Origin of the sequence: Butyricicoccus pullicaecorum DSM 23266 (genome assembly GCF_900167005.1) — a bacterium.
Classification (GTDB): Bacteria; Bacillota; Clostridia; order Oscillospirales; family Butyricicoccaceae; genus Butyricicoccus; species Butyricicoccus pullicaecorum.
Window position 1 is genome coordinate 275,883 of sequence record NZ_FUXW01000003.1, and the last position, 20,978, is coordinate 296,860.

Sequence of the window (20,978 nt, forward strand, 5' to 3'; positions counted from 1 at the left end):
GGCAGTTCATACACAGGCATTAAGAGATATCCGCGAAATCCAGGTACTGTGCACCGTTCTCCGCGATGTACTCCTTACGTCCCGACAGGTTATCGCCCAACAGCAGTTCAAACATGTCTGCGGTTGCCTGCGCATCCTCGGGGGTAATGCGAATCAGTCTGCGGGATGCCGGGTTCATGGTGGTTTGCCACATCATGTCGGCCTCGTTCTCACCCAGACCCTTGGAGCGCTGGATGTTGACCTTCTTGCCTGCCAGCTTTTTGAGGATGACCGCCTTTTCGGCATCGTCAAAGGCAAAATAGGTCTTGTCCTTGCAGGTGATCTCATAGAGCGGAGACTCTGCGATGTAGACGAAGCCCTGCTCGATGAGCGTCGGCATGAGGCGATAGATCATGGTCAGAATGAGCGTGCGAATCTGGAAGCCGTCTACGTCGGCATCGGTACAGATGATGACCTTATTCCAGCGCAGGCCGGCCAGATCGAAGGCGGACAGGTCTTTGTTGGCCTTGGTGCGCACTTCGACACCGCAGCCCAGCACGCGGATGAGGTCGGTGATGATATCATTCTTAAAAATCTTATCAAAATCGGCCTTGAGGCAGTTCAAAATCTTACCGCGCACCGGCATGATTGCCTGGAATTCCGAGTCACGTCCCTGCTTACACGAGCCGAGTGCCGAATCACCCTCGACGATGTACAGCTCGCGGCGCGAAGTATCCTTGGTACGGCAGTCGACGAACTTCTGCACGCGGTTGGCCACGTCCAGACTGCCCGACAGCTTCTTCTTGATGTTCAGACGGGCACGCTCAGCCTGCTCACGGCTGCGCTTGTTGATGAGCACCTGCTCGGCAATCTTATCGGCCTCGTCCTTGTTCTCGATGAAGTAAATCTCCAGATTTTCCTTCAGGAACTCGGTCGTCGCCTCCTGCACAAAGCGGTTGGTGATGGCCTTCTTGGTCTGGTTCTCGTAGGACGTCTGGGTTGAGAAGCAGTTGGTAACCAGAATGAGTGCATCCGCGATGTCCTGGAAGGTCACACGGCTCTCATTCTTCTGGTATTTGTTGTTCTGCTTGAGGTAAGCGTCGATAGCCGAGACAAAGGCCGAGCGCACGGCCTTATCGGGTGCGCCGCCGTATTCCAGCCACGACGAGTTGTGATAATACTCAGTGCGCGCGCCTGCTCGCGAGAAGCAGAAGGCACACGACAGCTTGACGCGGTATTCTTCCTTGTCTGCGCGGTCACGTCCCTGACGCTCGGCCTGATAGAACTGTACCGAGGTCAGCGCCTGCTCACCTGCCAGCTCGGAGACATAGTCCACGATACCATTCTGATAGCAGAACTCGATCGTCTCGAACTTGCTGCCGCTCTGATCGCGCAGAACGAAAATCAGACCGGCATTGACCACAGCCTGACGCTTGAGCACGTCGGTATAGTAGTCGAGCGGAATGTTGATATCGGTAAAGACCTCAAGGTCGGGTCGCCAGTGGGTGCGCGTACCGGTCTTTTTGCTGCTGCAGGGAGTCTTAATGAAGCCCTCGGGCGTACCGGTCTTGTTCTCGCCCTTCTCAAAGTGCAGTTTGTACTCAAATCCGTCGCGCCACACGGTCACGTCCATATATTCGGACGAATACTGGGTCGCACAGGTGCCCAGACCGTTCAGGCCCAGCGAGAACTCATAGTTCTGTCCCTGATTGTTCTTGTACTTGCCGCCTGCGTACAGCTCGCAGAAGACCAGTTCCCAGTTATAGCGCTCCTCGTTGGGGTTCCACTCGATCGGGATACCGCGTCCCATGTCCTCGACCTCGATCGAGCCGTCGGCGTATCTTGTGACCGTGATCTTGTGACCATAGCCCTCACGCGCCTCGTCAATGGAGTTGGATAAAATTTCAAAGACAGAATGTTCACAGCCCTCCAGGCCATCCGAGCCGAAAATAACGCCCGGACGCTTGCGCACGCGGTCGGCGCCCTTGAGAGAGGAAATACTGTCGTTGCCGTATTGGTTTTTTGCTTTGGCCATAATATGACACTACTCCTGTTTTTGATTCACAATTGGTTCTATTATATGCCATCTCAGCCATTTTTGTCAAATGGGATGTACTTTTTTGCCCTTCCTTGCCGTATGTTCTATCAAATCCTGCACCTTTCTAATATTCCTTCCCTGCCCTGCCGCGCAGTATGCGAGGGCGTAAAAAAAGTTCAACGCCCGAACCTTGCGGCTCGGGCGCTGAACTCAAAAAGTAAGGATGAAAAAAGAAGGGGGATAGAAAGAAAAAGGTATCATGAAAGGAGTAGGTCACTCCTGGGGTTGGCATTGCCTTGCTCCGGCCGTACAGGGGGAATGCACGGCCGAAAGGCAATTTTGAAGGGGTAAGAAAAAAGTAGGGGGATTGGGGTAATCAGCCAGGAACGAAAAGATGGGGGAAATCTCTTGTTCTTGACTGTCTCTATTGTATCTTAACATTGTGTCGGAATCTTGTCGGAATTATGACAGATTTTTTAACGTTCTATGAAGATTTTATGAACGGAAAAAAGCAAAACACCGAAGTACGAAATGTACTTCGGTGTTGTCAAGAAAGCTTTCTTATCTGAACTTACGCTTCTTAGCGCGAGCAGCCTCAGACTTCTTACGGCGCTTTACGCTCGGGCTCTCATAATGCTCACGCTTGCGGAGCTCGGAAAGCACACCAGCCTTTGCACAGGAACGCTTGAATCTTCTCAGAGCGCTGTCCAGAGACTCGTTTTCCTTGATATGGACTTCCGACATCGTTTTCCCTCCCTCCGCGCGTTCGGCTATATCCAGAACGCTTGCGCTTCTATTAGGCGGTTCCGTTTGCTTTGAAACGGGCAAACCCATCCCAATAAAACCGTAAGATTATTATACTGAATCGCCGCTGTTCTGTCAAGAGTAAATTTCAAAGAAATCCGATCTTACAAAATTTTATTTTACGACCAGATTGATGATCTTATTCTTAACGACGATGGTCTTGACGATATTCTTGCCGGCAACGGCATTCTTGACCTTCTCGTCTGCCAGTGCGGTATCGATTGCCAGCTGCTGCTCGCAGTCCATGGGCAGCTTGACGGTCGACTTGAGCTTACCGTTGACCTGTACGCCGATTTCGATGGAGGACTCGACGGTCTTGGACTCGTCGAATACCGGCCAGCTCTCGAGCGACAGCACGGTGTCATGGCCCAGCATCTGCCACAGCTCTTCGGTGACGTGCGGTGCAAAGGGGTTTGCCAGCTTGAGCAGGGTCTCGTACTCTGCACGATTGACGCCCTTGTCGTAGAACTGGTTGACCAGGCTCATCAGCGCTGCGATCGCGGTGTTATTCTTGAGGTTCTCGATATCCTCGCCGACCTTCTTGATGGTCTTGTGGATAATGGTCTCGTTCTCCTCGGTGTAAGCGTCGCCGTCCTTGACCTGCTCGTACAGGTTCCAGATACGCTCGACGAAACGGCGGCAGCCCTTGATCGAGGTGGACGACCACGGTGCAGCCTTCTCAAAGTCACCGATGAACATCTCGTACAGACGCATGGTATCTGCGCCGTAGGTCTCGACGATCTCGTCGGGGTTTACGACGTTGCCGCGGGACTTGGACATCTTCTCGCCATTCTCGCCCAGAATCATGCCGTGCGAGGTACGCTTTGCGTAGGGCTCCTTGGTGGGCACAACGCCGATATCGTACAGGAACTTATGCCAGAAACGGCTGTACAGCAGGTGCAGTGTGGTGTGCTCCATACCGCCGTTGTACCAGTCTACCGGGCTCCAGTACTCCAGTGCTTCCTTAGAGCACAGCTCCTTGTCGTTGTGCGGGTCCATGTAGCGCAGGAAGTACCAGGACGAACCAGCCCACTGGGGCATGGTGTCGGTCTCGCGCTTTGCCGGGCCGCCGCAGCACGGGCAGGTGGTGTTGACCCAGTCGGTCATCTTAGCCAGCGGAGACTCACCGTTCTCGGTCGGCTCGTAGGAATCAACCTCGGGCAGAGTCAGCGGCAGCTGATCTTCGGGCAACGGAACAAAGCCGCACTTTTCACAGTGTACGATCGGGATGGGTTCGCCCCAGTAACGCTGACGGGAGAATACCCAGTCACGCAGCTTGTAGTTGACCTTCTGGTGACCGATGCCCTTCTCTTCCAGCCATGCGATCATCGCCGGGATAGCATCCTTGACCGTCTTGCCGTCCAGGAAGCCGGAATGTACCAGAATACCGGTCTCGTCCTTTGCGGTGAATGCAGCCTTCTGCACGTCCTCGCCGCCTGCTACGACCTCGATGATCTCGCAGCCGAACTTCTTTGCAAACTCCCAGTCACGGTCGTCGTGTGCCGGTACTGCCATGATGGCACCGGTGCCGTAGCTCATCAGAACGTAGTCGGATACGAAAATCGGGATTTCCTTATCGTTGACCGGATTGATCGCACGCACGCCTTCCAGACGTACGCCGGTCTTGTCCTTGTTCAGCTCGGTACGCTCGAAGTCGGACTTGCGTGCTGCTTCTTCACGGTAAGCGCGAACATCCTCAATGTTAGACAGCTTGTCTGCCCACTTCTCGATTGCCGGATGCTCGGGCGAGATAACCATGTAAGTTGCGCCGAACAGGGTGTCCGGGCGGGTGGTGTAAACGGTCAGGGTGTCGCCCTCGGTGGTCTTGAAGTCGACCTCAGCACCAGTCGAACGGCCGATCCAGTTCTTCTGCTGGGTCTTGACGCGCTCGATGTAGTCTACGTCGTCCAGATCGTCGATCAGACGCTGTGCGTACTTGGTGATGGCCAGCATCCACTGGCTCTTGGTCTTGCGGACAACCTCGGAGCCGCAGCGCTCACATACGCCATTTACGACTTCCTCGTTTGCCAGAACACACTTACAGGAGGTGCACCAGTTGACTGCCATCTCCTTCTTGTATGCCAGACCCTTCTTGAACAGCTGGAGGAAAATCCACTGGGTCCACTTGTAGTAGTTCGGGTCGGTGGTGTTGATCTCACGCGACCAGTCGAAAGACAGACCGAGCGACTTGAGCTGGCTCTTAAAGCGTGCGACGTTGTTCTTGGTGACCTCTGCCGGATGGATGTGGTTCTTGATGGCAAAGTTCTCGGTGGGCAGGCCGAATGCGTCCCAACCCATCGGGTAGAGCACGTTATAGCCCTGCATGCGTTTCTTGCGCGCTGCGATATCGAGCGCAGTGTAGGAACGCGGATGGCCTACGTGCAGACCCATGCCGGACGGGTACGGGAACTCGACCAGCGCGTAGAACTTGGGCTTTGTGTAATCATTGGGCGCGACGAAGCATTCCTTCTCGTCCCAAATCTGCTGCCATTTTGCTTCGACAGCCTTGTGATCGTACTTATTCAACGGTATAACCCCCAATGCTTTCATCGGGCGGCACGGCTTCACCCGTACCGCCCGCTGCAAAATCTAAAATAAATTACTGAACTTCCTCGTCCTGCACGCCCAGCTCCTTGAGCGAAATCGGCGTGCCATCCTTCCACAGGTTCTCCAGATTGTAGAACTTGCGTGCCTCGGGTACGAATACGTGCACCAGAACGCTGCCGTAGTCGAGCAGAATCCAGGTCGAGGACTCAAAGCCCTCGATGTGGTGCGGGGTGATGTCGTGGTCGTACTTGAGGTGATATTCTACGCTGTCTGCCAGCGCCTTGACCTGGGTGGTCGAGGTCGCGGTGCAGATGACGAAATACTCGGTCAAAGAGGTCAGATGCTCGACGTGCAGAACGTCGATCTCCTTGCCCTTGCGCTCCAAAAGCGCCTCACAGATATATCTTGCTGTCTCCTGTGCGTTCATTTACGCTCTCCTTTTTATCAATCTTATGCTTCCGGGTCTCCTGCGACCGGAGCCTCGGGCTCCGGCTCGGACGGAGTGGACTGACTGCTGTCAGAGCCCGCGTCCGAAGAAGATCCGCTTGTATTGCTGTCCGAACCGGTGTCCGAGCTGCTGCTCGATCCATCGTTCGATTCATTATTCGAAGATTCCGAGGAACTATCCCCGCTGCTGCTCGAATCGGACGACGACTCCGAATCGCTGTTATCCGACGAGCTGCCGCCGCTCTCAGACGAGGACGTGTCTTCCGAATCCGAGGTATCCGTGCTGCCGCTGCTCTCGCTGTCCGGCTCTTCGGTCTCCTCGTCTGCCTCTTCCTGTCCGCTGTAATCGTAATAATCCGATTCATCGTCCTCACTCGAGGTATTCTCGCGGCGCTCGCCGTCCGGCGGGGACTCGATGACATCCAGCGACGTGATGGGCTTATCATACGGGTTAAAGTATGTGTTTACAAGTTCGAGTGTCTTTTCCTCGTTCGGGAAGAAGAAAGACAGATAAGCGTCGCTGCCTGCATACGAGCTTGCCGGATAGCCCGGCAGGGTAAACATCTGGATGTTTGCGGTATCTACCTGCATGGCCTGATTTGCCATCCAAACGATCTCACCCAAGGTCAGATCGGTCTTTACATTGTTGAACACCGCTTCGGCAATGGGCTTTGCCTTGAGAATGTTCTCGGGCTTGAGAATCTGCTCGGCCAGATACTTGAGGAACTCCTGCTGCTTCTGAATACGGCTCTCATCACCGCCGTCATAGCCCTCGGTCTGCAGATAAGTGTAACCGGGGTCGTTATGACGCCAGCGCAGGAACTCAACGACCTGCTCGCCGTTCATGTGCTGCATGCCGGGTTCAAAATAGATATACAGATCCTGTACCGGGTCGTTGTAAATCATCTTAAACGGTACGTTATAATCGATGCCGCCGATGGCGTCAACGATCTGCGCGATGCCGTCGAAGTTGACGACGATATACTTATCCGGCGTAAATCCGATGACTTTTTTAACTTCCTTTAAGGTATTGTCAATATCCTGATGCGAACCGTAAGCTGCGTTGATCTTGCGGCTTGCGCCCGTGCGGTTATTGCTGCACATGACGTCACGCGGGATATTGAGTACATTGACCTTATGATTCTTGGTATCAAAACCGACGACCATCATGTTGTCGGTACGGGTCTCATCGATATCGGTTGCGCACACAAGGAAGGTAAAGTAATCGCTGATGCGCTGTCCGGGATCGACGGTCACCGCGTCACCATTTTCGGTGTCGACGATGGTCTTATCGTTCTCGTGTACCTTGATCTCGGGCGGCTTGATAAAGTGCACGGCAGCAAAGGCTGCGCCCGCAAGCAGAAAAGCGATGATGGCAAAAATCAGCAAAGCGATGCTCTTTTTGCTGCTTTTCTTCCCTTTTCCCTTGGTTTTTTTACCGCCTCCTCCAGCGTCCTGAACATCGGTCAGATGATAGTCCGGATCGCCGTCATAAGGGGTATAAACGGACACATCTTTTTTCTTCTTGTCTTTTTTGCTCCGTTTGCTGGCTTTGCTGCCAAAGATCTTCATGCTTTTTACACTCCGCTTCCTTCCGCGCCAAACTTGCGCTGTACGCCTTGCCGAATGAGCGCATTGCGGGCAGCCATGGTGTCGGGATGGATGAGTTTCCCGCGGCTGAGCAGATCGTAGAGCGACTGATCGAAGCAGTACAGCAGCGCTTCATCGATATCGGTCTTGGCCAGTTCTCTGGCAGGCTCTACGCCGTCAAAATCCCGTGTTTCCTCGATGTAATCGGCAAGATAGATGATTTTGTCGAGCAGCGTCATGTCTGCTTTGCCGGTCGTATGGCAGGCGATGGCATCGACGATATCCTGCGGTGCGCCGTACTCATGCTGAGCGATGGCGGCGGCTGTTTTGCCGTGCAGCATTTTCCACTCGATTTTTTCGATATCACAGGGTATTATACCGTATTTATCGCATAAATACAACTGTTCTTCTTTAGAAAGTCGTTTTGTTATGTCATGCAGCAGCGCCGCGAAAGCGGCTTTTTCCACGTCCCCGCCGAACCGTTCGGCGAGCATTTTGGCCGCTCGCTCACAGCCGAGCGTATGGGTATAGCGATAGCCGGACAGACGAGATAAGATGGACTGTCGTTCGAGTTCTGTACATAACATAACAAAAACCGCCTTTCAAACTGTCATTTTATTCGGAAATTTTTCATATAACCGATTTTCCCGGATGTATGCCGCAACCGGCGGCGGGGTCATTTGTTCAAAGAAGCCGATGCGGCGCACGTCGGTCGACGAGAGCGGAAGCACCGGGGCATCGATGAGCGAAATTTTTGCGTTCATCGTGTGCCGCAGGAGCTCTGCCTTATCGCGCAGCGCCTGCTGATCGTTCACATCGCGTGCGACCACGGCCAGACGTGCCAGACGCGCGATCTCCTCAGGTGCACGCCAGCACACGTCGAAGGTCAACAGCATATCGGTGCCAACGATCAGGGTCAGGTCGTCATATCCCGCATCGTGCAGCGCGTGCAGGGTGTCGACCGTATAGCTCGCACCGCCGCGGCGCACTTCGATGTCGCACAGCTCGGCCCAGTCATACGGCTCGGCCATCAGGCGCACCATCTCACACCGCTGCTGCGCAGTCGCGCTGCCCTCAGGAATCTTCTTGTGCGGCGGCAGGTTGGTCGGGATGAAGAGCACCCGGTCCAGTCCGAGTGCCTCCCGCACATGCTTTGCCGCAGCCAGATGACCGTTGTGCGGCGGGTTGAACGTCCCGCCGAGCACTCCTGTCTTCATCGCTTACTTCTCCAGTACGATCTTGCGCTTGTCCGGGTCAGAGGACTGGCGGTACAGTACAAACTTGGTGCCGATGCACTGTACACCGTCGGCTCCGGTCGCCTCGCACAGCGCCTCGGATACGGTCTTGGGCGTGAGCATGGCGTTTTCGAGCACCTTGCCCTTGACCAGCTCATGGTTCTCCAGCAGAACCTCGAGCTGAGAGATGACACCGTCGGTCACGCCATCCTTGCCGATGTGCAGGGTGACGGCCAGGGGGTTGGATAACTTGCGCAGGTATGCGCGCTGTTTACTGGTCAGCATAAATTTTTCTCCTGTTTTCGTAAATTATTTGAGTCGTTTGCTCAGGGCGTTCGCCAGCTTTTGCAGCGCACGTCCCCGATGGGAAATCTGATTTTTGGTCTGCTGGGACAGCTCACCAAACGTACAGTCGTATTCGCGTACATAGAACAGCGGATCGTAGCCGAAGCCACCCGTGCCGTGCAGCTCGGTCAGGATCTCACCCTCGCACTCGCCGCGCACATTGATTTCCTGTCCGTCGGGCAGCACGCAGCAGATCGCGCACACAAAACGCGCCTGCCGCTCGCACTCGTCGATGTGCTCCATGTTCTTAAGCAGGAACAGGTTGCGGTCGTTGTCCGTGCCCGGGCAGTACCGCGCCGAGTAAACACCCGGTGCACCGCCCAGTGCGTCAACTTCCAGTCCAGAATCGTCCGCAATGGCGGGCAGTCCGGTGTGTGCATGTGCTGCAAGCGCCTTGATCCGCGCGTTCTCCTCGAACGTAGTGCCGTCCTCAGCCGGTTCCGGAGCATCGTCGGGCAGAGCCACAACTTCAATGCCCAGTCCGCCCAGAATGGCTGACAGCTCGTCCAGTTTCTTCTTGTTATGAGACGCCAATACAAACCGCATGATTTAGTCCTCCATTGCCGCACGCTGCGCCGCGCACAGCACTGCGTTGCCCGTGCTGCCCAGTGCCAAAAGCTGGGTCAGCTCGTCCTTGCTGAACGGTCTTCCCTCACCCGTGCCCTGAATCTCGACGAACTCGCCCGAGCCGGTCATAATGAGGTTACAGTCCACAATCGCGTGAGAGTCCTCGGCATAATTAAGGTCGAGGACGGCCTCATCCTCGAAAATACCGGCAGAAACCGCCGATACGGTGTCGGTCAGCGGCATTTTTTCAATCACACCGCTATCTACCAGCTTCTTGCAGGCAATCCACAGCGCGACATAGCCGCCAGTGATGGACGCGCAGCGCGTGCCGCCGTCAGCCTGAATAACATCGCAGTCTACCACGATCTGACGCTCGCCCAGTGCCTCACGATCGACGACCGCGCGCAGCGCACGTCCGATCAGGCGCTGAATCTCAGCCGAGCGGCCATTGAGCTTGAGCTTGGAAATGTCACGCGGCGAGCGCGTGTTGGTCGCGCGCGGCAGCATAGAATACTCGGCGGTGACCCAGCCAAGGCCGGTGTCCTTGAGGAAGGGTGGTACCTTCTCCTCGACCGTCGCGTTGCAAATAACCTTGGTGTTGCCGCAGGAAATCAGTACCGATCCCTCTGCATGCATGGTGAAATCCTTGATGATCTGAATGGGGCGCATCTCGTCTGTGCGTCTTCCGTCTGGTCTTGTCATGATTCCATATCCTCCACGGGAGGCAGCAGCGCCTCCAGAAATTCCGAACGATTAAAGTCCATCAGGTCGTCGATGCCCTCACCGACACCGACCAGCTTGACCGGGACACCCAAACCTGCCGAGATAGCAACCACGATACCGCCCTTAGCCGTGCCGTCGAGCTTGGTCAGGATGATACCGGTGAGCTTTGCCACCTTGTTGAACGACTCAGCCTGATAGACCGCGTTCTGACCGGTGGTGGCATCCAGCACCAGCAGGGTTTCACGTGCTGCGCCGGGCAGCTCACGGTCGATGATGCGGTCGATCTTGCCCAACTCGTTCATCAGGTTCTGCTTGTTGTGCAGACGGCCTGCGGTGTCGATGATGATAACATCCGAGCCGCGTGCCTTGGCTGCCGCGATCGAGTCAAAGACAACCGCTGCCGGGTCGGAGCCCTCGCCGTGGCGCACGATGTCAGCGCCTGCACGCTTGGCCCAGATCTCGAGCTGATCGGCTGCCGCTGCGCGGAAGGTATCGGCTGCCGACAGCATGACCTTCTTGCCCTCTGCCACATAGCGGGAAGCAATCTTGCCGATGGACGTGGTCTTGCCCACGCCGTTGACGCCGATCACCAGAATGACCGCCGGCTTGGTGTCCAGATGCAGCTCGGTGTCGTGGTCCATCATGTCGGACAGCACGTCCTTGAGCACACAGCGCAGCGCAAGCGGGGTGTCGATGCGCTGATGCTTTGCGATGTCCTCCACCTTCTCGGTGGCCTCGGCTGCAACCGTCGCGCCGATGTCGGACAGAATGAGCGCTTCTTCAAGCTGCTCGAGCGAGTCGGCATCGATCTTGACGAAGGTGCTCATGATGTCGCTGAACTGCTCGCTCACCGCGTCAGTGGTGCGCTTGAGTCCTTGCTTGATCTTATCAAAAAATCCCATATTTTTACTCCTTTACGGATATTTTTAAGCGATTGTGCCCTGGAATTTGCGCTCGGCCTCAGCCAGATTGAGCATCAGCATACGCGACACGCCCTGCTCCTGCATGGTCACGCCATAGAGCATGTCGGCCTCCTCCATCGTACCGCGTCGGTGCGTGATGGCGATGAACTGGGTTGCACCCGACAGGCGGCGCAGATACTGCGCGTATCTGGCGACGTTCACGTCGTCCAGTGCAGCCTCGATCTCGTCGAGCACACAGAACGGCGTCGGCCGCACCTTGAGGATGGCAAAGTAGAGCGCGATGGCGACAAATGCCTTTTCGCCGCCCGACAGCAAGGTGATGGTCTTAACCGCCTTGCCCGGCGGACTGACCTTGATGTCGATGCCGCAGTTTAGGATATCTGAGGTGTCGGCCAGCTGCAATTCGGCATGACCGCCGCCAAAGATCTCGGTGAAGGTCTCGCCGAAATAATGGTTGAGTTTGGCAAACTCCGAGGCAAAAATCTCCTTCATGCGCACGGTCAGCTCGTCGATGACCTTTTGCAGCTCGCGCTGCGCGGTCTCCAGATCGTCCTTCTGCGTGCGCAGGAATTCAAAGCGCTCGGTCAGTGCAGCGTAAGCCTGCGGCGCGTCCAAGTTGACGTTGCCCAGCGTGCGCATCTGCGTGCGCAGCGTGTCGGCCTGACTGCGTGCCGCTGCCGGGTCGGGCAGCTCGATCCGAATGGCTTCCGCCGGGGTCGGCGTCAACTCGTAAGTCTCCCACATCTTATCCAAGATCTGGGTCTCCTCGTTTTTGAGCTGCACGCCCAGTGCCGTCAAGCGACCATTTTCCCGCTCGAGCGACAAAATCTCATCGTTTCGGCTCTGCGCCTGCCGGTCGACCTTGGTGCGCTCGGCCTCGATGCGCATGCGCTGGTCGCTCTGCGCCCGCAACAGCTCGTGCAGACGGTCGAGATCCTGTCCGCCGTCCTGCTGCATCTGCCGTGCTTCGGCCAGCTGCTGCCGCATCTGCTCGGCTTCCTGCTCAAATCGCACGACTGCCTGTTCGCTTGCGTTCAGTCCGGCTGCCATTTCGCTGCGCAGACGTTCCAGATTTTCAGCCGCACGCTGTTCGGCGGCAAATTCGGTACGGTTTTCCGCCTGCGCGGTGCGCACCTGCTGCATCTGCATGATGCAGTCGTCGTGCGCAGCCTCCCAGGCATTCTGACGTTCGTCCAATGCCTGCCGTTCGGCGGCAATCTGCGCGAGCGCTGCCGCGCAGTCGGACAGCCGCTGTTCGGTGTCCGCGATGGCCTGCTCATATTGTGCCCGGGCTGCGTCCAAATTGTCGCGCTCGAGCCGGAAACCTTCCAGTCGGGTGCGCAGGCTGTCCACCTTGGCACCGCGCTGTGCGACCACCGTCTGCAAGCGCGTGTGCTCCTGCTGCTGGTTTGCGCGTTCGCCCTCGATGGCGCGACGGTCGTACTCAACCGCGGCCAGCTCACTCTTGGCAGTATGTACCGCCTGCTCGGCCTGCTGTCTGGTCTGCTCCAGCTCTTTGGCCTTGGCTTCCAGCGTGTGCAGCTGGGACTCACGCGCCAGCACGCCGGTCGATTTGGACATCGAACCGCCGGTCATCGCACCGCCTGCCTGGATGGTCTGACCGTCCAGCGTGACAATGCGGAAGCGGTTGTGGTATTTTTTCGCAATGGCAAGCGCCGCGTCCATGCCCTCGGCTACCACCGTACGCGCCAGCAGGTTCTGCACAATGGCACGATATGCGGCCGAACTTTCAACCAGCTGATCGGCCGTACCGCACACACCGGGACAGGTTTCCAGTCCGCTCTCCTTGAGACTCATAGGACGGATGGTATCGAGCGGCAAGAAGGTAGCGCGGCCACCGTCGGTGCGTTTGAGGTACTCAATCGCCCGCTTGCCGTCCTGCGGTGTGTCCACGACAATGTGGGACGCTGCCGCACCCAGTGCCGTTTCGATCGCTGTGATAAACTTAGGCTGTACGGTAATCAGCTCGGACACCGGACCGTGAATGCCGGTCATCCGGCCACTGTCGGCCTGCTGCATAATACGCTTGACCGCACGCGAAAAGCCCTCGTAATCGCGCTTCATCTCGCGCAGCATACGAATGCGGTTGCCGGTGTCGGTGACCTCTGCGGTCACAGCTACCAGCGTCTCAGTGCGCTCTTCGACCTTTTTCTGTCGAATTTCGGCCTTACGCGCCACGCCTGCCAGCTGATTTTCCGCCATTTCCAGCGCCTGACAGCAGGCATCCAGCGCATTTTGCTCGGCAAGCAGGGCTTGCTGCTCGGTTTCGAGCTGCTGCTCGGCCTGTTCGATGTCCTGTGCAATATTGCCCTTGCGACTGTCCATACCGGAAAGTCCGGTCTGCGCCGCGGTGCGGTCAAGTTCGGCGGCAAAGCGCGCCTTTTCCTGCGCATCCTGACGGATTTGCAGGGCTTCCCGCTCACGCCGCAGCGTGTTGGCCTGCTGCTGGGCATCTGCTTCCTGCGCCTCTAAATCGCGCAGTGTGTCGATATATCCCTCATACGCCGCTTGCAGAACGGCCTGCCGTGCGGCATGCTCGGCGGTCTGCGCGTCCAGCGTGCCCGCCTGTTCATTCTGTCTGGCGCACTCGCGGCGAGCGCGCTCGATGTTGTCTGCGTTATTTTTGAGGTTGGCCTCCAGCACCGCGCACCGGCTGGCCAGATCTGCGCGGCTCTGCTCGGCCGTGCGCATCTGCTGGCGCAGATCGTCGGCTGCGGCATCGGCACGGTGCAGGGCATTCGTCAGCTGCTCGGACTGCGCATACAGCTCGGCCTGTGCACTCTTGGCGGCATCCAGCTGCGCGCTGCACTGTGCGGCATCGGTCTGGTTCTTATCCATCTCGCCCCGCAGTCCGGTCAAGCGCTCGAGCCACAGCGACACCTCGAGTGCGCGCAGTTCATCGCGCAGACTCAGGTACTGCTGTGCCTTGTCGGCCTGCTCCTTGAGCGGCCCTGCCTGATTTTCCAGCTCGGTATACACGTCCCGGATGCGCACCAGATTGTCCTCGGTGGCTTCCAGCCGCCGGGTGGCCTCCTCCTTGCGATAGCGGAACTTGGTCACGCCCGCCGCTTCCTCAAAGATTTCGCGGCGATCCTCGCTCTTGAGCGACAGAATCTCGTCAATGCGTCCCTGTCCGATGATGGAGTAGCCGTCCCGTCCCAGACCGGTATCCATGAACAGTTCGTGGATGTCCTTGAGGCGGCAGGGCTTTTTATTCAGTGCATATTCACTCTCGCCCGAGCGGTAATACCGCCGGGTAACCATGATCTCGGTATAATCCGAGCGAAAAACATGCTCGGCATTGTCCAGAATCAGCGACACCTCGGCAAAGCCGACTGGTCGGCGCTTCTGGGTACCGCTGAAGATGACGTCTTCCATCTTGGCGCCGCGCAGGCTGCGGGTGGACTGTTCACCCAGCACCCAACGGATGGCGTCCGAGATGTTGGACTTGCCGCTGCCGTTGGGGCCAACGATGGCGGTCAGTCCACCGGCGAAGCGGATCTCGGTGCGGTCGGGAAAGGATTTGAATCCCTGAAGGATCAAACTTTTTAATATCATGCAATAACCCCATACAGGTATAGTTTCAGTTAGTATAATTTTATCACCAATCGACCGGTGAAGCAATGCGCAGACGGCATATTTTGCGGTTTGTTCAAAACCTTTGCCCGGACTTGGCGAACTTACATTTCACCATACAGAACGATACACGAAAAAAGACCAACCGTTTTGGCTGGTCTTTTGCAGCTTTTTTCCTGTTTACGCCTTGCGTACGCCCATCAGCTCGAGCGCCTGCTTGGCTGCCATCTGCTCGGCTTCCTTCTTACTCCGACCGGTGCCCTGTGCGAAAACGTTGCTGTTAAGCAGCAGTTCCATGGTGAACACCTTGGCGTGATCGGGGCCGCTCTCGCCTGCCAGACGGTACTCGAGGGTCTCCTGACGGTTTTTCTGCACGATCTCTTGCAGCTGGGTCTTGTAGTCGGTGAATGCACCGCCCTTGCGTGCTTCCTCTGCCTTGCGCGGGATGAAGCTGAGCACAAATGCACGGGCTGGCTCGATGCCGCCGTCGAGGTAGATTGCGCCGAGCAGTGCCTCGACCGCGTCTGCCAGGATGGACGGGCGCTGTCTGCCGCCTCCCTGCTCCTCGCCGTGACCCAGGCAGATCTCCTGGTCAATGCCAAGCTCCTGGGCGATTTCATACAGTGCATGTTCACATACCACCGCCGCGCGCAGCTTGGTCAGCTGACCTTCGGGCAGTTCGGGGAAGTGGTTGTAAAGATAGTCGGCTGTGACAAAGCCGAGTACGGAATCGCCGAGAAACTCGAGCCGTTCATTGTTCTGCAAATGCCGCATACGCTGCTCGTTGGCGTAAGACGAGTGGGTCATCGCCTTGCGAAACAGAGCCGGATTGCGGAATCGGTAGCCGATTCGATCCTGTAACATAACGTCTCCCTTTCTATTTTCCTCGTATTTTTTGGATTACAAGGCCGGAACCCGCAGGTCCCGGCCCGTTTTTTATTCGTCGTCCTGAGCGCCGATCAGATCGACCACATCGCCGACCGTTCGAATCGAGCGTGCGGCTTCCTCACCAATCTCGCCCACATCAAATTCTTCCTCCAGGGCCATCATCATCTCGACAAGATCGAGCGAATCTGCACCCAGATCTTCTTCAAAGGAAGTCTCCAGCGTGATCGTTTCCGGTTCTACACCGAACTGCTCGCTGAGCAGCTCACAAAGCCGTTCAAATACCATGGTTTCGCCTCCTCACCTGTCTCAAGATATTTTGATGATAGTGAGGATTTGAGCGCTTGTCAACCCCTTTTGAAAAAATTGCAAAGAGGAACTTTATTCAGCGGTCATGTGCTGGACGTTCTGCTCGATCGCCTCGATCATGCCGCTCTTTTTGTACTCGATTGCCTGACGGATGGCGTTCATAAACGCGGTGTCATTGGACGAGCCATGCGCCTTGATAACCGGACGGGAAATACCGATGAAGGGCGCACCGCCTACTGCATCCTGATCGAACAGCGAGCGGAAATCGTCCATGCCCTTCTTGCAGGCCAGATAGGCAAGCTTTGTGCCCAGGTTTGCGGTAAAGACATCCTTGATGGCTCCTGCCATGAACTTTGCAACACCCTCGATGGTCTTGAGCATGACATTGCCCGCAAAACCGTCGCAGACAGCGACATCGCACGCGCCCAGCGGTACATCACGACCCTCGACGTTGCCGACAAAGTTAATATGACCGGCCTCGCCTGCCGCCTTGAGCAGTGCATAGGCTTCCTTGCGCAGCGGGTCACCCTTGGAGTCCTCCGAACCGTTGTTGACCAGACCGACACGCGGGTTTGCGATGCCCTTGATCTTCTGCATGTAGAGCGAGCCCATCACGCCGAACTGCAAGAGATATTCGGGGGTGCACTCGGTGTTTGCACCTGCGTCGATGAGCAGTACCTGACCGCCCTTGCAGGGCATGACCGGCGCGACCGCACCGCGGCGCACGCCCTTGATGCGCTTGCAGAACAGAGTCGCGCCCGACAGCAGCGCACCGGTCGAACCGGCGCTGACGATCGCGTCCGCCTCGCCCTTTTTGACCAGATTCAGTGCCACTGCCATGGAAGACTGCGGCTTTGCACGCAGAACGGTGGCCGGGTCATCGTGCATGTCTACCAGATCGGGTGCATGCAGGATGGTGATACCCGGGGTGTTCTCAGCGTTATGCGCCTTGAGCACCGCGCGGATCTTATCCTCCTGTCCGACCAGAATGATTTCCTCGTGGTAGTTCTGTGCGGCACGCACCGCACCGCAGACAACGGCCTCGGGCGCGTTGTCGCCGCCCATCGCGTCTACTGCAATCTTCATCTCAGCTCAAACTCCTTTTTCATGGTGTCGATCACTTCGAGCGCACGCTCGGAGATTTTTGCATTTTTCTCGCGCTTGCCGCGAATCTTATAGCCCAGCGGGTCGATGATGCCAAAGTTGATATTCATGGGCTGGAACTTTGCCACGGTCTCGTTGGAAATGTAGCGGCCCAGCGCACCGATGGCGGTCGTCGACGGGAAGTCCGGCGCGTCCTTGCCCAGAATCTTGCAGGCGGTGGACAGACCAGCCAGGAAGCCCGAGGCGTTGGACTCCATGTATCCCTCAACACCGGTCATCTGTCCGGCAAAGCGGATACGCGGGTCAGCACGCAGGGCAAAGTTATGGTCGAGCAGACGCGGCGAGTCCAGGAAGGTATTGCGGTGCATGACACCGTAGCGCACGAACTCGGCGTTTCTCAGCGCCGGAATCATGGTAAAGATGCGCTTCTGCTCGCCCCACTTGAGGTGGGTCTGGCAGCCGACCAGATTGTACAGGCTGCCCTGCGCGTTATCACGGCGCAGCTGAAGTACAGCATAGGGGTCGCGTCCGGTCTTGGGATCGGGCAGACCGACCGGCTTCAGGATACCAAAGAGCAGGGTGTCGTGTCCGCGGCGTGCATTGACCTCGATGGGCATGCAGCCCTCAAAGACCAGCTTGTCCTCAAAGCCGTGCACCTCAGCCTCTTCGGCTGTGGTCAGCGCTTCCCAGAACGCGTCGAACTCCTCACGGGTAAACGGACAGTTGATGTAGTCCGGGGTACCCTTGTCGTAGCGCGATGCAAAATAAGCGTACTCCATGTCAATGGACTCAAAGGTCACGATGGGCGCTGCCGCGTCGAAAAAGTGCAGGAAATCACCGCCGACACGGGCATGGATGGCATCAAACAGCGCGTCCGAGGTCAACGGGCCGGTTGCCACGATGACTTCGCCCTCATCCGGCAGCTCGGTCACCTCACCGGGTACGACCGTGATATTGGGATGATTTCGGATGTGCTCGGTGACGCGGCGTGCAAAGGCTTCACGGTCAACCGCGAGCGCACCGCCTGCTTCGACCTGGGTCTCGTCCGCGCAGCGCACGACCAGACCGCCCAAACGGCGCAGCTCTTCCTTGAGCAGGCCGGATGCGTTGGTCAGCTCGTTCGAGCGCAGCGAATTGGAGCAGACCAGCTCGGCAAAGTCTGCCGAATGGTGCGCCGGGGTCATCTTGTCGGGCTTCATCTCGTGGAGCTCGACCGCGATGCCGCGCTCGGCCAGCTGCCAAGCCGCCTCACAGCCGGCCAGACCGGCTCCGATTACTGTCACTTTGTTCATACTTCCTCCGTCTCCGCCTTCTTCGTGGTCTTGCGGGTGGTTTTCTTCGGTTCCTCACCCTCAGCCGCTGCCTTCTTGGTCGTCCGACGGGTGGTCTTCTTGGGCTCTTCGCCCTCAGCAGCCTCGGCCTTCTTTGTAGTCTTACGGGTGGTCTTCTTCTTGGGCTCCTCACCCTCAGCAGCCTCGGCCTTTTTGGTCGTCTTGCGGGTAGTCTTCTTCTTAGGCTCCTCGTCCTCAGCTGCCTCGGCCTTCTTAGTCGTCTTGCGCGTGGTCTTCTTCTTGGGTTCCTCGCCCTCGGCTTCTTCAGCCTTCTTGGTCTTGCGCGTGGTCTTTTTGGTCTTCTTCTCGGCTTCTTCCGCTTCCTTGGCCGCTGCGCGCTCTGCCGCCTTGGCTGCACGCGCTTCACGACGCTGACGGTTCTTTTCGGCCTCCTCCGGCGATACGCCTTCCTTGACCAGCTCCTTATAGGTACAGCCCTCGCGCAGGCATACGTCGGTGACTTCCTTGGAGTCGCGGTCGGTGTGACGGAACAGCGACGAGTCGCAGACCGGGCACTTGGTCTTGAGCGGCTTATCCCATGTAATAAACTGGCAGGTCGGGTAGGTCTCGCACGAGTAGTAAACGTAGCCGCGTGCAGACTTTTTCTTGACGACCTTCGCGCCGCAGGTCGGACAGGATGCACCGGTATCCTCGCTCATGGGTTTGGTGTTGGTGCACTCCGGGAAGCCCGGGCAAGCCAGGAACTTGCCGAATCGGCCCGACTTAATGACCATCTTACGGCCACACTTCTCACAGACAACATCGGTCTCCTCGTCCGGGATCTTGATGCGGGTCTTGTCCAGATCCTTCTCGGCCTGCTCGAGTGCACCGGCGAAGCCATCATAGAAGGTGTGCAGCAGCTGCACATAAGCGACCTTACCAGCTTCGACCTCGTCGAGCTGGTTTTCCATGTTTGCGGTGAACTCGTAGTCGGCCACCGACTTGAATTTATCGACCAGCAGACCGGTGACGCCCTCGCCCAGCGGGGTCGGACGCAGGCTGCGGTTTTCCTTGCTGACATAATCGCGGTCAATGATCGTCGCGATGGTCGGTGCGTAGGTGGACGGACGGCCGATGCCCTTCTCCTCCATCGCACGAATGAGCGAAGCCTCGGTGTAGCGTGCAGGCGGCTGGGTGAAGTGCTGTGCCGGGTCGATCTTGTCCGCCGTCAGGCTGTCGCCCTCATCAAATGCGGGCAGCGGCTTGCCGGACTCGCTCTTTTCACCCTTCTCGCCCTGCTTATCATCATCGGTGCTCTCCTCGTAGACTGCGGTAAAGCCCGGGAAGGCAACGGTATGACCGGATGCACGGAAAATATGTCCTTCGCTCGTGATATCAGCCGAAATGGTATCCAGAATTGCGTCTGCCATCTGGCAGGCAACAAAGCGCGACCAGATGAGCTTATAGAGCTTGTACTGGTCAGGGGTCAGCTGATCGCGTACTGCATCAGGCTCGATCTCGACGTTGGACGGACGAATGGCTTCGTGCGCGTCCTGTGCGGCACCTTTGGTCTTGAACACACGCGGCTTACCCGGATAGAACTGCTCGCCATAACGCTTCTGAATGTACGCAGCAGCGGCAGCGGTTGCCTCGTCGGACAGACGGAGCGAGTCGGTACGCATGTAGGTGATCAGACCGGTCAGACCGTACTCGCCGCCCAGCTCAACGCCTTCATACAGCTCCTGCGCCACGCTCATGGTGCGTCTGGGCACCATATTGAGCTTGCGCGATGCTTCCTGCTGCAAAGTGGACGTCGTAAACGGAGGCGCAGCCGACTTTTTCTTCTTGCCCTTCTTGATGGTGGACACGAGAAACGGCTTGCCGGTGACCTCGTCCACAATCTTGCGGGTCTGTTCCTCATTTTTCAGCTCGACCTTGCCATCAGGCTCGCCGTAATAGCGCGCGGTGAAGGTACCGCCTGCCTGTGTGCGCAGAACGGCCTCGATCGACCAGTATTCCTCGGGCTGGAACGCACGGATTTCCTGCTCACGATCGACAACCAGACGGGTTGCGACCGACTGGACACGTCCAGCCGACAGGCCACGCTTGACCTTGCGCCACAGGAAGGGCGACAGACGATAGCCGACGATGCGGTCCAGAATACGGCGCGCCTGCTGCGCGTCGACCAGATCAACGTCGATATCACGCGGATGCTCGATACCGTAGTGCACGCCCTTCTTGGTGATCTCGTTGAAGGTCACGCGCTTGTATTCTCCGTCCTTGAGATTTAACAGGCTCTTGAGATGCCAGGAAATTGCCTCACCCTCACGGTCGGGGTCGGTCGCCAGATAAACAAAGTCTGCTTCCTTGGCAGCCTTGCGCAGTTCGGAGATGATTTTATCTTTTCCCTCAATGGGGCCGTATTCCGGTTCAAAATCATGCTCGAGATCGACACCCATGGTCTTTCTCGGCAGGTCACGCAGATGTCCCATCGAGGCTTTGACCACATAGTCGCTGCCCAGATACTTGCCAATGGTCTTTGCCTTGGCCGGGGACTCTACGATTACCAGTTTGGACATAGTATTCCTCCACTCATGTGTTTCTATCGGAAACG

General features: G+C 57.2%; 17 protein-coding genes. All 17 read right to left on the reverse strand.

Features of this window, described 5'->3' with window-relative positions:
- Nucleotides 1-19: 19 nt before the first annotated feature.
- Nucleotides 20-2,014 carry a DNA gyrase/topoisomerase IV subunit B gene (locus B5D52_RS08310; protein WP_016148288.1) on the reverse strand — a complete coding sequence of 665 codons (1,995 nt, stop codon included), beginning with the start codon at nucleotides 2,012-2,014 and terminating at the stop codon, nucleotides 20-22.
- Between the two features lie 564 nt (nucleotides 2,015-2,578).
- Nucleotides 2,579-2,761 (reverse strand): 30S ribosomal protein S21, encoded by a 183-nt coding sequence (rpsU, locus tag B5D52_RS08315; RefSeq protein ID WP_016148289.1) that lies wholly within the window; start codon nucleotides 2,759-2,761, stop codon nucleotides 2,579-2,581.
- Nucleotides 2,762-2,935: 174 nt separating this feature from the next.
- Nucleotides 2,936-5,371 (reverse strand): leucine--tRNA ligase, encoded by a 2,436-nt coding sequence (gene leuS, locus B5D52_RS08320; protein ID WP_040332869.1) that lies wholly within the window; start codon nucleotides 5,369-5,371, stop codon nucleotides 2,936-2,938.
- A 49-nt stretch (nucleotides 5,372-5,420) separates the two neighbouring features.
- Entirely contained in the window at nucleotides 5,421-5,795 is a 375-nt protein-coding gene (gene rsfS, locus B5D52_RS08325; protein WP_016148291.1) for a ribosome silencing factor, read from the reverse strand.
- Between the two features lie 23 nt (nucleotides 5,796-5,818).
- Nucleotides 5,819-7,387 carry an LCP family protein gene (locus tag B5D52_RS08330; RefSeq protein ID WP_016148292.1) on the reverse strand — a complete coding sequence of 523 codons (1,569 nt, stop codon included), beginning with the start codon at nucleotides 7,385-7,387 and terminating at the stop codon, nucleotides 5,819-5,821.
- Nucleotides 7,388-7,392: 5 nt separating this feature from the next.
- Entirely contained in the window at nucleotides 7,393-7,992 is a 600-nt protein-coding gene (yqeK, locus tag B5D52_RS08335; RefSeq protein ID WP_016148293.1) for a bis(5'-nucleosyl)-tetraphosphatase (symmetrical) YqeK, read from the reverse strand.
- Nucleotides 7,993-8,007: 15 nt separating this feature from the next.
- Entirely contained in the window at nucleotides 8,008-8,622 is a 615-nt protein-coding gene (nadD, locus tag B5D52_RS08340) for a nicotinate (nicotinamide) nucleotide adenylyltransferase (protein ID WP_016148294.1), read from the reverse strand.
- A 3-nt stretch (nucleotides 8,623-8,625) separates the two neighbouring features.
- Complete coding sequence (locus B5D52_RS08345) at nucleotides 8,626-8,925, reverse strand: YhbY family RNA-binding protein (protein WP_016148295.1); 300 nt, start codon at nucleotides 8,923-8,925, stop codon at nucleotides 8,626-8,628.
- A gap of 24 nt (nucleotides 8,926-8,949) precedes the next feature.
- Nucleotides 8,950-9,531: an RdgB/HAM1 family non-canonical purine NTP pyrophosphatase gene (rdgB, locus tag B5D52_RS08350; RefSeq protein ID WP_016148296.1), complete on the reverse strand. Its 582-nt coding sequence runs from the start codon at nucleotides 9,529-9,531 to the stop codon at nucleotides 8,950-8,952.
- Nucleotides 9,532-9,534: 3 nt separating this feature from the next.
- Nucleotides 9,535-10,254, reverse strand: coding sequence for a ribonuclease PH (gene rph / locus B5D52_RS08355; RefSeq protein WP_016148297.1), 720 nt, complete (start codon nucleotides 10,252-10,254; stop codon nucleotides 9,535-9,537).
- Nucleotides 10,251-11,177 carry a signal recognition particle-docking protein FtsY gene (ftsY, locus tag B5D52_RS08360; protein ID WP_016148298.1) on the reverse strand — a complete coding sequence of 309 codons (927 nt, stop codon included), beginning with the start codon at nucleotides 11,175-11,177 and terminating at the stop codon, nucleotides 10,251-10,253. The genes rph and ftsY overlap by 4 nt, the downstream gene beginning before the upstream one ends.
- A gap of 24 nt (nucleotides 11,178-11,201) precedes the next feature.
- Nucleotides 11,202-14,777, reverse strand: a complete 3,576-nt coding sequence (smc, locus tag B5D52_RS08365; protein ID WP_016148299.1) for a chromosome segregation protein SMC — start codon at nucleotides 14,775-14,777, stop codon at nucleotides 11,202-11,204.
- 198 nt (nucleotides 14,778-14,975) lie between these two features.
- A complete protein-coding gene (gene rnc / locus B5D52_RS08370) occupies nucleotides 14,976-15,659 on the reverse strand; it encodes a ribonuclease III (RefSeq protein WP_016148300.1) in 684 nt (227 codons plus the stop codon).
- Between the two features lie 72 nt (nucleotides 15,660-15,731).
- Nucleotides 15,732-15,968: an acyl carrier protein gene (gene acpP / locus B5D52_RS08375; RefSeq protein ID WP_016148301.1), complete on the reverse strand. Its 237-nt coding sequence runs from the start codon at nucleotides 15,966-15,968 to the stop codon at nucleotides 15,732-15,734.
- A 93-nt stretch (nucleotides 15,969-16,061) separates the two neighbouring features.
- Nucleotides 16,062-17,075 carry a phosphate acyltransferase PlsX gene (gene plsX, locus B5D52_RS08380; protein WP_016148302.1) on the reverse strand — a complete coding sequence of 338 codons (1,014 nt, stop codon included), beginning with the start codon at nucleotides 17,073-17,075 and terminating at the stop codon, nucleotides 16,062-16,064.
- Nucleotides 17,072-18,385 carry a methylenetetrahydrofolate--tRNA-(uracil(54)-C(5))-methyltransferase (FADH(2)-oxidizing) TrmFO gene (gene trmFO / locus B5D52_RS08385; RefSeq protein WP_016148303.1) on the reverse strand — a complete coding sequence of 438 codons (1,314 nt, stop codon included), beginning with the start codon at nucleotides 18,383-18,385 and terminating at the stop codon, nucleotides 17,072-17,074. The genes plsX and trmFO overlap by 4 nt, the downstream gene beginning before the upstream one ends.
- The gene (topA, locus tag B5D52_RS08390) at nucleotides 18,382-20,943 is read right to left on the reverse strand and encodes a type I DNA topoisomerase (RefSeq protein ID WP_016148304.1); all 2,562 of its coding nucleotides are present in this window, start codon (nucleotides 20,941-20,943) and stop codon (nucleotides 18,382-18,384) included. Before topA ends, trmFO begins: the two co-directional genes overlap by 4 nt.
- Nucleotides 20,944-20,978 lie beyond the last annotated feature (35 nt).